The following is a 14,971-nucleotide window of genomic DNA, read 5'->3' on the forward strand; positions in this document are numbered from 1 at the left end:
CCGTTGGCGGCTTGGCAGCTCACTCGCCCTTCGGCGCGTAGATCTCCCGGTCCAGGTGCATGGTGACCGTGAGATGCGGGTGGGCCTTGGCCCACTTCCAGCCCGTCACCGTGGAGTTGATGTCGCTCACGAACACATGGTCGGCGAGGTCGAGACGCAGCTCCGGGAGGGCCACACGCTTGGCCATACGGGACAGCAGCTGCGGCCGGATCTCCTTGTACCCACGGTTGAAGATCTTCTTGTGGAAGGCGTTGGCGGCCCGGGTGTGCGCCCGCTGTACGGACGCGACGGCGAGCTCGGGGCCGATGGACGCGCGGTTGCGGGCAGCCATCCTCCGGGCCTTGCGCAGCACCGCGCGCGGGGCGCGGTAGACGAGGAAGCGCTCGCCGCGCGGGATGCGCAGCTTCTTCTCGGCGTCCTCGATGCTGATCACGGGGACGCGGGCGTCCAGCTGTGCGCGCTGCCAGAAGGTGTCGGCCCGGCCCGCGACGAGGGTGACCTCCACGCCCACCTCGACAAGGAAGTTGGCGAACTCGACGATGCGCCGGGGCTTGCCGGGAGGCGTCAGCGCGAGGATGACCGCGCGCCCGAGCGGCTCCGCCGGCGGGGCGCTCTTCGGGGCGGTCTCCTGCGCGGTCTGCTCGTCGACCGCGGGTGCGCTCTCGGCCGCCTTCACGACCGGGGCCGCCACCTCCGCGGCGGGCAGCGGGGTGCCCTCGTAGACCGAGATGAGCTGCTTGGCCACCGCCTCGGTGCCGTACCTGCTCTCCAGGACCTCACGGGCGGCCGGCAGGTCGATCCCGGCCGTGTCCTGGCGCAGCTGCCAGTAGGCGTCGGCGATGACCCTGGGGTCCTCGCTGATGTCCATGAACGCGCCGGCCCTGGACTCGATCCCGGCCAGGCTCTCCTGCGGGCCACCGCTGCGGGTGGCGAGCACGGGCAGCCCGGCGGCGACCGCCTCGACGACCGTCATGCCGAAGGTCTCACCCTTGCTGGCGTGCACCAGCAGGTCGTGACGGTGCATCAGCTCGTTGACGTCCTCGGGGGACACGGGCGGCAGAATGCTGACCCGGTCGGCCAGGCCCAGCTCCTTGGCGCGGGCGGCGAGATCCTCCTCGCGGGGCCCGTGGCCGACCAGAGTGAGGGTCGCCCGCGGCTCCTTCTTCGCCACCAGCGCGAAGCCCTCAAGAAGTTCGTCGACGCCCTTCGGCTTGATCAGACGGCCCACGTACAGCCAGCTGAGCAGCTCCGACGAGCGCTCGGGGCCGGGGGTGAAGCGACCGAAGTCGATCATGTTCGGTACGACGCCGAGCTTGTGCGCGTACGCCGGGAACTCCTCGGCGATCTGGTCCCGCAGCCGGGTGCTGACGCACAGGAACGCGTCCGCACGCTCCAGCACCTCGCCGTACAGCTCACGGGCGGCGGGCTGCGCGAAGACCCGGTCGAGGAAGGACGAGTGCTCGGTGACGACCACCCGCGCGTCCGGCTTGGCCAGGTGGAGGGCGAGCACACCGCCGTAGATGCCGGTGTGGGCGTGGACCAGCGGGGCCTCGATCTTCCCCGTGGGCAGTGCGGGGAGGAGCGCCTTCTCCTGGGCGGCGACCCAGGGGCTGTAGTTCTTGCGGTTTATGAGCGGCACCGGGACCCGCACGACAGTGCCCTCGGGGCTGTCCACGACGGGGATGAGGTCCCGGCGCTCCTGGAGGCGGTCCGTGGTGACCTTGATCGCGTCGTTGAGCGCGGGGTGGGCCCTGCCCGACCAGTCCTCGGTGTGCAGAACCGTGACCCGGTCGAACTGGTCGGCCACCGCCGCCGTCATCGCCTGAACGAAAGACCCGGCGTACGGGTTGTTCGGCGACGGGTACCAGGGGGTGATCACCGCGAGGTCCGAAGGCCCCGCGGTGTGGCCGTCCGTGTTGGCCGGCTCCAGCTCCAGCGTGAGCTCCGGCCGGCGCTTGACGGCCGCCCAGGCCACCGGGAGCGCGTGCGCGTCACCGGCGATCAGCCGCTCGGCCGTGGCGAAGGGCCCCGACTTGTCGGAGACCAGCTTCTTGGCGGCGGGCCATGCGGAGCCGTGCTTGTCGTGGGAGAGCTGCACGACATCCACGCCGTCCAGGCGCGAGAGTTCGTCGGCGGTCTCCGCCCACTCCTCGCTGTCCGTGACGACCAGCGCGATCTGCGAGCCGGACGACGCAAGTTCCTTGACATGCTCGCGTGCTGCCCGAACCCGGTACGTTCCGAGCGCGAGATAGAGCACGTGGCTTTTCATCTGGTTCCCTTCGCACAACATGACGCAGGGGCCCAGCGTATCGAAGCCTGAAGCGGGCTCTGCGGCCGAGGAGAGCGCATAGGTGTGACGTCGGACGGGTCAGCCGCGTTCGTCGAGCACGGTCAGCCGCGCTCGCTGAGCACGCCGTCCTTCTCCACATACACGGCACCGGTCTGCGGGCACTCCCACACACCCGCCTCGCTCTCGCGCTCGACCAGCCGGACACCGGACCGGCCGACCCAGCCGATCCGCCGCGCCGGTACGCCGACGACCAGCCCGAAGTCCGGTACGTCCTTGGTGACGACGGCGCCCGCGGCGACCATGGACCAGCGCCCGATCCGCACCGGCGCCACACACACGGAACGCGCACCGAGCGAGGCACCCTCGGCGACCTTGACGCCCACGGCCTCCCAGTCGCCGCCGCGCTTCTGCTTGCCCTCGGGGTCGACGGAGCGCGGGTTGTGGTCGTTGGTGAGCACCACGGCGGGGCCGACGAAGACACCGTCGCCGAGCTCGGCGGGCTCGTACACCAGGGCGTAGTTCTGCAGCTTGACGTTGTTGCCGATCTGCACACCGGTCCCGACATACGCACCGCGACCGACGACACAGCCCTCGCCGAGCTTTGCGCCCTCGCGGATCTGGGCGAGCTCCCAGACGCTGCTCCCGTCGCCGATCACGGCGCTCTCGTCGACCTGGGCGGTGGGCTGGACCCTGTAGTTCACTTCTCTGCCTTCCGGTGCGCGGCTTCGCCCGGCGAGCATACGGCTCGCGCCGCGCTCAGCGCCGCTGGGCCCAGGCCTTCCGCAGCTGGAGTGCCAGGAACAGCGCCGCCGCCGACGGGACCAGCGTGCGGTACCAGCTCACCTCCGGGGACCACCAGGCGTACGCCGCCGCAGGGACGAGGATCACCAGGCCCGCGGTCCGCAGCACCCACCAGCGCCTCGGGCGGGGGATCGGCAGGGTCGGAGTGCCCAGGTCCGTCGACATGGCGTCGCGGATTCCCTTCAACACCCCGCGGCGGGCGAGGAGTTGGGCTCCGGGTGCGCCGGCCAGGATCTCGTCGCGTTCGCCGAAGCCGTCCGGGAGCGGGGGCAGTCCGAGCGCCGTCACCAGTTCCGACTGGCGCGCGGCCGGGTCGTTCGTGCCGCGGAGCAGGGTGACCAGGGGGCGCTGGTCCGGCACCGGGAAGATCGCGGCGAGGGCCTGCGCGGTGGCGGTGGCCTCAGCGTGGTCGGTGACGGGGGCCGAGGGGTCCCACAGATGGGAGGCGCGCGGCTTGCCCTTGTGGAAGAGCGTGAAGCCCCAGCGGTCGGCCGTGCGGCGCAGGACCAGGGCGGGCCACTTCTCACCAGTGGTGAAGTTGTCGGCGGCGGCCGTCAGCAGTTCCTCGCCGGCTGCGAGCGTCGCACGTTTGCCGGGGGACGGGTCGGGGACGAGCTCGACGTAGCTCATACGGGACGCGGCCGGGGCTATACGGAGCGAGACACCGCACATCAGCGCCGCCTCGGCGACCTCGTGCGGCGGGGCCGCGGCTATCGCCAGCGAGCGTGGCGCCGGTACGGAGGGGACGCCGGCCGCCGGGGTCGTGGGCTGCGGCGGTCTGCCGAAGAACGGGGTCTTGGACGCGACCTGCATCCGTACCCCCAGGCGGAACTCCAGGAACTCCTTGCGGCTTTCGCCGACGTACGCCCACGGGTAGGCGCGCGCGTGCACGCCGATCGCCCGGAAGACGTCCAGGGCATCCCCCCACCGCTCGGCGAAGATAAGGATCAGGGCGAGGTGATTGCGGAACCCGGCGGCGTCCGGGTCGCCCGGCGCGTACCAGGCGGAGAGCTCCAGGGCGCGGGTGACGGCTGCCTCGACCCGGGCGCGGTCGATCGGGCCGTCCTCGGTGGAGTCGTCGGAGATCACCTCGTACTCGATGGCGGCCAGCAGCGGCAGGGCATGCAGTTTCGATCCGGGCAGCGCCCCGTCGGCGGCCCGTTCGGCGAAGTCGAACATCTCCTCGTGCGAGCCGTACCACTTGTCGCACAGGTACTGCAGCGCGGTGGCATGGCAGCCGTAGTGGTGCGGTGCGCGGGCGACGGCCTCGGCCCAGTACGCGTCGAACACATCGCGCGGCGCCTGGATGCCCCGTGCGTGCGTCAGAGCGATCTCCCACGGCACCGGGTCGGTCGGGTTCAGCGCGGCCGCCGCGGAGATCACCGGAATCGCGTCGTCGAGCAGCGTGAAGAAGGCCCGGAACTGGTCCTCGGACACATGCCGGGCCCGGTAGCCGGTACGTATCTCCCAGGCCTGCTGGATACAGAGATCCGCCTTCACGAGCACCGCGTCCGGGTCCTCGGGCGACCGGGCCAGCCAGCCCTCCAGCCAGCCCGGGTTGTGCAGCGCGCTCTCGGCCAGCCGCGTGACGCACGCGCTGCGCCGCTCCCACTGGGCGCCGAGCCGGGTCTCGGCAAGCAGCTCGCGGGCCGGAGCGGCGTCGCCGGCCGCGGCGGCACTCAACGCGGCGCGCAGGGCGGGATCGGCCACGGCATCGACGGTGACGGCCTCGTCCGGCGGCAGATCCGCGCCCACGGCCGAGCCGTGGCGGAGCATACGAGGCATCGTGATCACGGAGCGCAGAGACACGAGCGCACATTCAACAGGCCACGGCGGACATCCACCAGGGATTCATGGCGCGTACCCGGTTTGACCCCTCAAGCCGGGCCCCGTAACCTTGACCCTCGGTGTGTTTCCATGCACGCCCACCCCTGAGCAACTCCCTCCCGACGGCTCCGCCGGTTCGGGAGAGGCCGCTCGTCCTTCCGGATCGCCGCAGGCTTCGGCCTGCGCGAGCGGCTGGCATCAGGGGTTCCGTTCCGAGCGAGAGAGAGATCCGCGTGTACGCCATCGTGCGCAGCGGTGGTCGCCAGCACAAGGTTGCTGTCGGCGACATCGTTGAGGTTGACAAGATTTCCACTGCCAAGGTTGGCGACACGGTCGAGCTCTCGACCCTGCTCGTTGTCGACGGTGACGCCGTGACCAGCGACCCGTGGGTGCTGGCCGGTATCAAGGTCACGGCCGAGGTCGTGGACCACCACAAGGGCGCGAAGATCGACATCCTTCGCTACAAGAACAAGACCGGCTACCGCCGTCGCCAGGGTCACCGTCAGCAGTACACGGCGATCAAGGTCACCGGCATCCCCGCGGCTGCGAAGTAAGGGACTGAGGAGAGATGGCACACAAGAAGGGCGCATCGTCCACTCGGAACGGGCGCGACTCCAACGCTCAGCGGCTCGGCGTGAAGCGCTTCGGCGGTCAGGTCGTGCTCGCCGGTGAGATCCTGGTCCGCCAGCGCGGCACCCACTTCCACCCGGGTGCGGGCGTCGGTCGCGGTGGCGACGACACCCTGTTCGCGCTGCAGCCCGGCGCCGTGCAGTTCGGCACGCACCGTGGCCGCAAGGTCGTGAACATCGTTCCGGTCGCCTGATCGGAAGCTTTGCGAGGGCGGACTTCACTTCCCGTTCGGGAAGTGGGTCCGCCTTTCGCGTGTTGTGCAAGCCAGACAGCACACCCCAGACATTTCCGTACTTACTGGAGGCACGTACCCATGACCACCTTCGTGGACCGCGTCGAGCTGCATGTCGCCGCGGGTAACGGAGGCCACGGCTGCGCCTCCGTACACCGGGAGAAGTTCAAGCCGCTCGGCGGCCCCGACGGCGGCAATGGCGGCCGTGGCGGTGATGTGATCCTGGTCGTAGACCAGTCGATCACCACACTCCTCGATTACCACCACAGCCCGCACCGCAAGGCCACCAACGGCCAGCCGGGCGCCGGCGACAACCGCTCCGGCAAGGACGGCCAGGACCTGGTCCTGCCCGTGCCGGACGGCACCGTCGTACTCGACAAGCAGGGCAATGTGCTCGCCGACCTGGTCGGCCAGGGCACCACCTTCATCGCGGGCCAGGGTGGCCGCGGCGGCCTCGGCAACGCCGCGCTGGCCTCCGCCCGCCGCAAGGCGCCCGGCTTCGCGCTGCTCGGCGAGCCGGGCGAGGCACGTGACGTGGTCATGGAGCTCAAGACCGTCGCCGACGTGGCGCTGGTCGGCTACCCGAGCGCCGGAAAGTCCTCGCTGATCTCGGTACTCAGCGCGGCCAAGCCGAAGATCGCGGACTACCCCTTCACGACGCTGGTGCCGAACCTCGGCGTGGTCACCGCCGGGTCGACCGTCTACACCATCGCCGACGTCCCCGGCCTGATCCCGGGCGCCAGCCAGGGCAAGGGCCTGGGCCTGGAGTTTCTCCGCCATGTCGAGCGCTGCTCGGTGCTGGTGCATGTGCTGGACACCGCGACGCTGGAGTCCGACCGCGACCCCGTCTCCGACCTCGACATCATCGAGGAGGAACTGGGGCAGTACGGCGGGCTCGACGACCGCCCGCGGATCGTCGTCCTCAACAAGATCGACATCCCGGACGGCCAGGACCTCGCGGACATGATCCGCCCGGATCTGGAGGAGCGCGGCTACCAGGTCTTCGAGGCCTCGGCGGTGGCTCGTACGGGCCTGAAGGAGCTCTCCTTCGCGCTCGCCGACATCGTCGCCAAGGCGCGCGCGGCCAAGCCGGTGGAGGAGGCGACCCGTATCGTCATCCGCCCGAAGGCGGTCGACGACGCGGGCTTCACGGTCGTCAAGGAGGAGGACGGCCTCTTCCGGGTGCGCGGCGAGAAGCCGGAGCGCTGGGTGCGCCAGACCGACTTCAACAACGACGAGGCCGTCGGTTATCTGGCCGACCGCCTCAACCGCCTCGGTGTCGAGGAGGAGCTGATGAAGGCCGGAGCCCGTGCGGGTGACGGCGTGGCCATCGGCCCCGAGGACAACGCGGTCGTCTTCGACTGGGAACCCACGATGATGGCGGGCGCGGAGATGCTGGGCCGACGCGGTGAGGACCACCGCCTTGAGGCCCCGCGTCCGGCGGCGCAGCGGCGCCGGGACCGCGAGGCGGAGCGGGACGACGCGCAGCGCGAGTTCGACGAGTTCGACCCCTTCTAGGCCGCTGAGCGCGGCCGCCTGACGCCCGCCGCGCCGGTCCATCAGCTTGTGCCCTGTCCTGCGAGGCCCGCGGGACAGGGCACAGTGGGTGTGTACGCCGTGTTCGTCCCGTTCTGCGGCACGCATCCTGCTAAATCGTCGGATCAGAGCAACCTCCGGGCTGCCAGGGCCGTCTAGCTGGCGTGACGGGGCCTCACTTCTTGTACGTCACCCGAGTCTCAGCTGAACGGAGCACCAAGGGCCGATGAAGATCTCCTTCCTCATCCATACCGTTTACGGTATTGGCGGGACGATCCGCACCACGCTCAACCTCGCCGAAGAGCTTGTGAACCGGCACGAGGTGGAGATCGTCTCGGTCTTCCGGCACCGTGACATCCCGCTCTTCAACATCGACCCCCGCATCTCCGTCGTGCCCCTCGTCGACACCCGCCCGAACTCGCCGACGAACGAGAAAGAGCACCCTTTCCAGCTCCAGCCCGCCGCGTTCTTCCCGCAGAGCGAGGCGCGTTACAAGGAGTACAGCCGCCTCACCGACGACCGCGTCCGCGCGCACTACGCCGCCTCCGACGCGGACATCGTGGTCGGCACCCGGCCCGGTCTCGTCGCGTATGTCGCGCAGTTCGCCCCCGACGGGGCGGTCCGCATCGGCCAGGAACACATGACGCACAACCACCACAAGGCGGCCCTGCGTGCCGAGATGTACGAGCATCTCGCCGCGATCGACGCTTTCGTGACGGTCTCCGAGGGTGACGCCGCGGTCTGGCGGGAGAAGATGCCGCTGCCCAGTACCCGCGTGCTGTCCATCCCCAACAGCGTCCCCGAGCCGCAGGTCGCTCCCTCCGACGGGACGGGCAAGGTTGTCGTGGCGGCGGGCCGCCTCGCGTCCGAGAAGCAGTACAACGTCCTCATCAACGCCTTCGCCAAGGTCACCGCCGTGCGCCCGGACTGGGTGCTGCGCATCTACGGCGGCGGCGACCAGCGCCCGGGGCTCCGCGACCAGATCCTGAAGATGGGCCTGTACAACAAGGTCCACTTGATGGGGCCGCATTCACCCATCGAACCCGAGTGGGCGAAGGGCGCCATCGCCGTCTCCACCTCGCGCCACGAGTCGTTCGGCATGACGCTCGTGGAGGCCATGCGCTGTGGTCTGCCGATGATCTCCACCGACTGCGACTACGGACCGCGCGAGATCATCGAGGACGGCGTGGACGGCCTTCTTGTGCCGGTCGGCGATGTGAAGGCCGTCGTCGACGCGCTGCTCAAGCTGATCGACGACGAGGACCTGCGGCGCCGGCTGGGCACGGCCGCGCGGGAGAGCGCCCGCCGCTTCGACCCCGCGCAGGTCGTCAAGGAGTACGAGAACCTCTTCGAGGAGCTGGCCGCCGCCACCTCACGGCGCGGTCCGGTACCGGACTTCGCGCCCGTGGCCGACTGCGTGGTGCGTACCGACGGCGAGCTGGCCCTCACCCTGGTCGGCCCGCGCCCGGCGGCCGACGACGCCGGGCTGCGGCTGCTGTGCGTACGGACCGAGGGCAGCACCGAGGTCCGCACCTTCCCCTTCGGCCCGGACGGGGTCGCGACGATCCCGGCCGGCGAGCAGCTCGGCGAAGGTGTCTGGGAGCTCTTCGCCGAGTCGGCGGCGACCGGTGCGCGCGCCCGCCTCGGCAGCCGCAATGTCGACCAGCGTGGCGCCATGCACGCCGCCGAGCGGCTGGTGCCCGGCGGCCCCGTCCGCAACCTCGTGCCGTATGTCGACAAGGCCAAGGGCACGCTCGTGCTGCGGTCGTGGGTCCGTCCCGTGCATGCGGAGGCCGGACACGTGCGGCTCGTCGGCAAGAAGATCGCCCTGTCCGGCAGTCTGCTCGGCCCGGCGACGGTGGCCGGCGACCCGGTGCTCGTACTGCGTCGTCGCGGCAAGGCCCACGAACTGACCTTCACCGGGCAGTGGGACGGCGAAAGGGGCTTCCACTTCACCGTTCCCTGCGCGGCGCCTGCCGCTCAACAAGTCACCGCGCACGATGTCTGGGACGTATTCATCCGCTATGCACCGAATGCCCAACCGGTGAAGGTGGGCAGGGTGCTTGACGACGTGGTGATGAAGAAGGACATCTACAACTATCCGCTGACCATTCTCCCGAAGAAGAGGAAGGGGAGTCTTGTGCGCGCGCTCGCGAAGAATGTCCTCAGAAGGCCGAAGCAGCGGGTGCGGGTCCGCTTCCTCTACACCGCCTCCAACGATCTGGCTCTCAACGTGGTTGATCTGTAGAGATTTCCCGCACATGGATTCCGAGGGTCGGACTTGTTAAGGCTTTTTGGGTGCAGGAGTGATGTGCAACTCGTTCCCATGTGGCGTCGGTCACTCGGTCAATCGCCGGACATGGCCTAATCCGCCCTGTTCACAAGGCGAACAGCAGGTTGCGCAGCGGTGTGGAGTGAAAGGCGACCGCCTTGCGAGACGGTAACGCAGAGTGCAACTATCGGAATGTTCCCCAGCCCCCGCAAGGTAGGTCGTCGTCTGTGTCAGTGCAGCCCATAGCCAAGCCCCGCACCACAGCAGTCGTGCTCGCCGGTGGTACCGGCCAGCGCGTGGGCCTGTCGATCCCCAAGCAGCTGCTGAAGATCGCCGGCAAGGCTGTCATCGAGCACACGCTGACGATCTTCGAGCTGGCCGAGTCCATCGATGACGTGATCGTGCTGATGGCGCCGGGTTTTGTGCCTGACGTGGAGAAGATCATCGCAAAGGCCGGACTGACCAAGGTCACCCGGGTCATCGAAGGCGGCTCGACCCGCAACGAGACCACCGAGCGCGCGATCGCCGCGCTGAGTGAGGGACTTGCCGAGGGCGAGGACCGCAACGTCCTGTTCCATGACGCTGTCCGTCCGCTTTTGTCACAGCGTGTGATCCAGGACTGTGTCGACGCCCTCGACCGCTACCAGGCTGTCGATGTCGCAATCCCGTCGGCGGACACGATCATCGTGACCCGCACCCACGGCGAGGACGGCGAATTCATCACCGACGTCCCCGACCGCTCGCGGCTGCGCCGCGGCCAGACGCCGCAGGCCTTCAAGCTCTCCACCATCCGCAGGGCATACGAGGTCGCGGCCGGAGACCCCAACTTCCAGGCCACCGACGACTGTTCGGTGGTCCTGAAGTATCTGCCGGACGTGCCGATCTATGTCGTCGCGGGCGACGAGTACAACATGAAGGTGACGCAGCCGGTCGACGTGTTCATCGCCGACAAGCTGTTCCAGCTGGCCACGACCGCCTCACCCCGGCAGGCCGACGAGGCGGCGTACCGCGAACTGCTCGCGGGCCGCACCCTGGTCGTCTTCGGCGGCTCGTACGGCATCGGCGCGGACATCGCCGAACTGGCGAAGCGGTACGGCGCCCATGTGTACGCGCTGGGCCGCTCCACCACCGGTACGCATGTCGAGAACCCGGAGCACGTCGACGACGCGCTCTCCAAGGCGTACTCCGAGACGGGCCGGATCGACTACGTCATCAACACCGCGGGTGTGCTGCGCATCGGCAAGCTCGCGGAGACGGACAACACCACGATTCAGGAGGCGTTGAACGTCAATTACCTGGCGCCGGTCCAGATTGCCCGTGCCTCGTACAAGTACCTGGCGGAGACCAAGGGGCAGCTGCTCCTGTACACCTCTTCCAGCTACACCCGTGGACGCGCCGAGTACAGTCTCTATTCGTCGACCAAGGCGGCCATGGTCAACCTGACCCAGGCCCTCTCCGACGAATGGGCAGGCGAAGGAATTCGCGTCAACTGCGTGAATCCGGAGCGCACGGCGACCCCGATGCGCACCAAGGCCTTCGGCGAGGAGCCGAGCGGTTCGCTGCTCTCCTCCGAGACGGTGGCCAGGAGCTCTCTCGACGTCCTGCTCTCCGAGCTGACCGGCCACGTCATCGACGTACGGCAGCAGGACCCGACCCGCGAGGCCAGCGAGGCGTCCGGGTTCGAGCAGGCATTGGCATCCGTCCTGGATCGTCAGGAAGATGTGTAATAATTACGACTAATTGAATTAGGGCCTCTGTGGTCGCCGAAATTGCGATCGCGGAGGCCCGAATTCGTGAAGCCTGGTCTTCGCGATTGCGTATTTAATGTGGTAAAACCGGCACCCCCTGGAGCAGGTTCTTGATTTCGACCGCCATTCGCCTGGCCCGCGTGGGCAGCGGATCTGAATTGGTCGCCGCAGTCCTTCTGGGACTGGGCTTTCCGTGCGCGCTGATCGCCGCGCTGATTCCCAGTTTCTGGGGCTTCGTCGCGGCCGCTGTCGTGACGTATGTCGCGGACTGGTACCTGCATCAGCGGGGCAGTTATCTCGTCAACAGACTGAACAAGATCAAGTTTGGTCTGCCGATGCACTTTCTGGTGCGTCAGCTGCTGCTCGTGCTGCTGCTGTCCCGGCTGAACCTCGCCGAGCAGACGCTCTTCTACCTCGCGGTCGGCGGCTTCCTGCTCATCTTCGGCCTCCAGGCCCCGCACGGCGCCCTGGCCACCCTGATCCGGCTGCGCCGCACCATGCCGGTGGTGACACGCAACGTCGACCTGTACGGCATGAAGATCCCGGACGCCCCGCCGAAGCTGCTGCTGCGCCGTTCCTCGGAGAAGATGCTCCACCTGGACATCCCCGCCGTCGCGGGCGTGCTGGCCGCCACCCGGATGGACAGCGACGTCGTCGCGTACGTCGGCCTCGGCGTCAGCCTCGGCCTGGCCGTCCTCTACACCGCGGCCCTCTTCCGGTACATCCGCTCGAGCCGGCGCGTGCCCACCGCGGCCAAGGTGCTCAAGGGGATCGACGCCTGGCTGAACGAGTACCGGCCGACCGTGGTCCTGTACTTCTCCGGCTCCAAGGAGTCGGCGTACCAGGTGAAGATGTGGGTCGAGACGATGGAGCAGCTGGAGGCCCGGCCGCTGATCATTCTGCGCGAGCGCTACATCGTGCCGCAGCTCGGCGAGACCTCGGTGCCGGTCATCTGCGTGCCGGGCGGCATCCATCTGATGAACATGGACCTGTCCACGGTCCGCGTCGCGCTGTACCCGGCCAACGTCGGCAAGAACATCCACATCCTGCGCGTACCGACCATGAAGCACGTCTTCATCGGGCACGGCGACAGCGACAAGGTGGCCAGCGTCAACCCGTTCAGCAAGGTGTACGACGAGGTGTGGACGGCCGGCCGCGCGGGCCGCGACCGCTACGCCCTCGCGGACATCGGCGTACGCGACGATGACATCGTCGAGGTGGGCCGCCCGCAGCTGGCCTCCATCGAGACCGGGACCGGCACGCCCAAGAACCCGATCCCGACCGTCCTGTACGCCCCCACGTGGGAGGGCTGGGACGACAACCCGGGCAACACCTCGCTGCTGCTGGCCGGCGAGAACATCGTCAAGGGCCTGCTCAATGCCGAGCGTCCCGTCCGCCTGATCTACAAGCCGCACCCCTTCACCGGCACGCGCAGCGCCAGGGCCAAGGCGGTCCACACCCGCATCACGACGATGGTCGACAAGGCCGCCGCCGCACGCGCCGCCGAGCCCCGCTGGGCCAAGGAAGCCGCCGCCGCACAGGCCGACCAGGCGGCTGCGCAGGCGACGCTGACCCGCGTCGAGGCGCGGCTGGCCGAGCTGTCCAAGCCCGGCCGGGCGGGCGGCGACGAGTCCGAGGTCTCGCGGGTCTCGCTCGCCGACCCGCAGCGACTCGCGGAGATCAAGCGGCTGCGGGCCGAGTGGAACGACGCGTACTGGCGCTCGTTCGGCTGGTGGGAGCACAAGACGGTGACCGGCTCGCAGCCGCACTTGTACGACTGCTTCAACGAGGCGGACGGCATGGTGTCCGACATCTCCAGCGTGGTCTCGGACTTCATCGCGAGCGGCAAGCCGTATGCCGTGACGGACTCGGCAGAGGTGGGTGCCGAGGAGTTCAAGCGGCAGAACACCGCCGTACGGGCCGCGGTCATCCTCTCCAACAGCGCCGACGAACTGGGCGAGTTCCTGGACGCCGTCGCCGATCCGGCGGCGGACGCCCTCGCGGATGACCGGCGTGAGCTGAAGCGGTATCTGCTCGGGCCCGACGAGCCGACCTCCATCGAGCAGTTCAACGCCGCGGTGGCGGCCGTGGCCGCCCGGTCCGAGGCGCGCAACGCGGGCACCGGCCAGCAGCTGGTCGAGCTGTCGATGGACGACGTGGCGGAGGTTGCCGCGGAGGACGCCGCGGCCGGTGAGGGCGAGCGTGTCACCGGGACCGAGTCCGAGACCGAGGCCGGGACCGCGGCAGCAGGCCTGGACCCGTCGGTCGCCCGCTGACCTACCGGGGCATACGCAACGGACGGACGGCCCGCACTCCTTTCGTACACGGAGCTCACGGAGCTCACGGAGAAGGAGTTGCGGGCCGTTTCGCGTCCTGTAACAGGACGGCACGCCGACAGCGGGAGGATAGTGCCATGAACGGCAATGAACCCGATGTCAGCGTGATCATCGGCGCCTATGACGCCATGCCCTACCTGGTGCGCTGCCTGGAGTCGGTCGAGGCACAGACGATCGGCGCCGACCGGATCGAGATCGTCGCCGTCGACGACGGCTCGACGGACGGCACGGGGGAGTGCCTGGAGGAGTTCGCGGCCCGCAGCAAGGCCGAGACGCGCGTGGTGTGGCAGGCCAACTCCGGTGGCCCAGGTGGCCCGCGCAATCTCGGGCTCTCGCTCGCCCGCGGCCGCTATGTCTTCTTCCTCGACGCCGACGACCACCTCGGTGACGAGGCGCTGGAGCGGATGGTCGCGATGGCCGACCGGGCCGGCACGGATGTGGTGCTCGGGCGCATGGAGGGTGTCAACAGGGGCGCCCCCCGGACGATGTACCGCAAGAGCGCCGAGCGGACGGACGTCTTCTCCTCCAACATCAAGTTCACGCTGAGCGCGCAGAAACTGTTCCGGCGCGAGCTCCTCGTACGCCACGATCTGCGCTTCGACGAGGGCATGCGGCTCGGCGAGGACGCGCTGTTCACCATGGAGGCGTATCTGCGGGCCGACGGCGTCTCCGTGGTCGCCGACTACACCTGCTACTACCTGGTCGGCCGGGACGACGGCAAGCACGTCACCAAGGGCGTCGACCATGCCGCGATCATCGAGGCGGCGCACGCCCTGATGAAGCTGATCGCGGTGCACGTGCCACCCGGCGACCGGCGTGACCTGCTGATGGTCAGGCCCTTCGTGACCTCGGTGCTGCCCCAGCTGGGACCGATCGTGCTGAAGCAGCCGGACGAGCGGGGGCGCGACAAGCTCGGCCTCGTGGCACCGCTGATGGAGGCGTACTGGACCGACGGCGTGGCGCGCCGTCTCAAGGTCGGCGAACGGCTGCGGCTCAGCTGCGCCCCGGCGGGCCGCTTCGACGTCCTCAAGGACGTGCTCGCCTTCGAGCGGGCCGGGAGCGTACCCGGGGTGGTGGAGCGGGAAGGGCGCCGGTGTCTCGCGTATCCGCACTTCGGGGCGGGTGTGGAGGGATTCCCCGACGGGGTGTACGAGGTGCGGGTCGCCGAGCAGGTCGGTGGGGAGCGTGTCACGCCGCTCCAGTCGGATTCGGCGCCGGGCCCGCGAGGGGCCTCCTTCGTACGGCGTGTAGTGCACCGCCTGACGAGATGAGCGGTGACGGGGCCCGTACGGCGATCGC

General features: G+C 69.1%; 10 protein-coding genes. 7 read left to right on the forward strand and 3 right to left on the reverse strand.

Annotated elements, in window-relative coordinates; genetic code table 11:
- Positions 1–19 precede the first annotated feature (19 nt).
- The 3 genes from ACQEVG_RS05720 to ACQEVG_RS05730 all read right to left on the reverse strand — a co-directional run bounded on the left by ACQEVG_RS05720 (position 20) and on the right by ACQEVG_RS05730 (position 4,867).
- A complete protein-coding gene (locus ACQEVG_RS05720) occupies positions 20–2,269 on the reverse strand; it encodes a glycosyltransferase family 4 protein (protein ID WP_432977977.1) in 2,250 nt (749 codons plus the stop codon).
- Between the two features lie 122 nt (positions 2,270–2,391).
- Entirely contained in the window at positions 2,392–2,991 is a 600-nt protein-coding gene (locus tag ACQEVG_RS05725) for an acyltransferase (RefSeq protein WP_432977980.1), read from the reverse strand.
- 55 nt (positions 2,992–3,046) lie between these two features.
- Positions 3,047–4,867 (reverse strand): hypothetical protein, encoded by a 1,821-nt coding sequence (locus tag ACQEVG_RS05730; protein WP_432977983.1) that lies wholly within the window; start codon positions 4,865–4,867, stop codon positions 3,047–3,049.
- A gap of 284 nt (positions 4,868–5,151) precedes the next feature.
- On the opposite strand from ACQEVG_RS05730, the gene rplU reads away from it, so the two are divergent.
- From rplU to ACQEVG_RS05765, 7 genes are all read left to right on the forward strand, one after another.
- A complete protein-coding gene (gene rplU, locus ACQEVG_RS05735; RefSeq protein WP_015033583.1) occupies positions 5,152–5,472 on the forward strand; it encodes a 50S ribosomal protein L21 in 321 nt (106 codons plus the stop codon).
- A 14-nt stretch (positions 5,473–5,486) separates the two neighbouring features.
- Entirely contained in the window at positions 5,487–5,741 is a 255-nt protein-coding gene (gene rpmA / locus ACQEVG_RS05740) for a 50S ribosomal protein L27 (protein WP_307663554.1), read from the forward strand.
- 120 nt (positions 5,742–5,861) lie between these two features.
- Positions 5,862–7,298 carry a GTPase ObgE gene (gene obgE / locus ACQEVG_RS05745; RefSeq protein ID WP_432977988.1) on the forward strand — a complete coding sequence of 479 codons (1,437 nt, stop codon included), beginning with the start codon at positions 5,862–5,864 and terminating at the stop codon, positions 7,296–7,298.
- Between the two features lie 244 nt (positions 7,299–7,542).
- Positions 7,543–9,564 (forward strand): glycosyltransferase family 4 protein, encoded by a 2,022-nt coding sequence (locus ACQEVG_RS05750; protein WP_432977991.1) that lies wholly within the window; start codon positions 7,543–7,545, stop codon positions 9,562–9,564.
- Positions 9,565–9,815: 251 nt separating this feature from the next.
- A complete protein-coding gene (locus ACQEVG_RS05755; RefSeq protein ID WP_432977994.1) occupies positions 9,816–11,315 on the forward strand; it encodes a D-ribitol-5-phosphate cytidylyltransferase in 1,500 nt (499 codons plus the stop codon).
- Between the two features lie 161 nt (positions 11,316–11,476).
- On the forward strand, positions 11,477–13,612 hold the full coding sequence (locus ACQEVG_RS05760; protein ID WP_432977997.1) for a hypothetical protein: 2,136 nt from the start codon (positions 11,477–11,479) through the stop codon (positions 13,610–13,612).
- Positions 13,613–13,749: 137 nt separating this feature from the next.
- Complete coding sequence (locus tag ACQEVG_RS05765; RefSeq protein WP_432978000.1) at positions 13,750–14,943, forward strand: glycosyltransferase family 2 protein; 1,194 nt, start codon at positions 13,750–13,752, stop codon at positions 14,941–14,943.
- Positions 14,944–14,971: the final 28 nt, after the last annotated feature.

This window comes from Streptomyces sp. CA-135486, from assembly GCF_050936555.1.
Classification (GTDB): Bacteria; Actinomycetota; Actinomycetes; order Streptomycetales; family Streptomycetaceae; genus Streptomyces.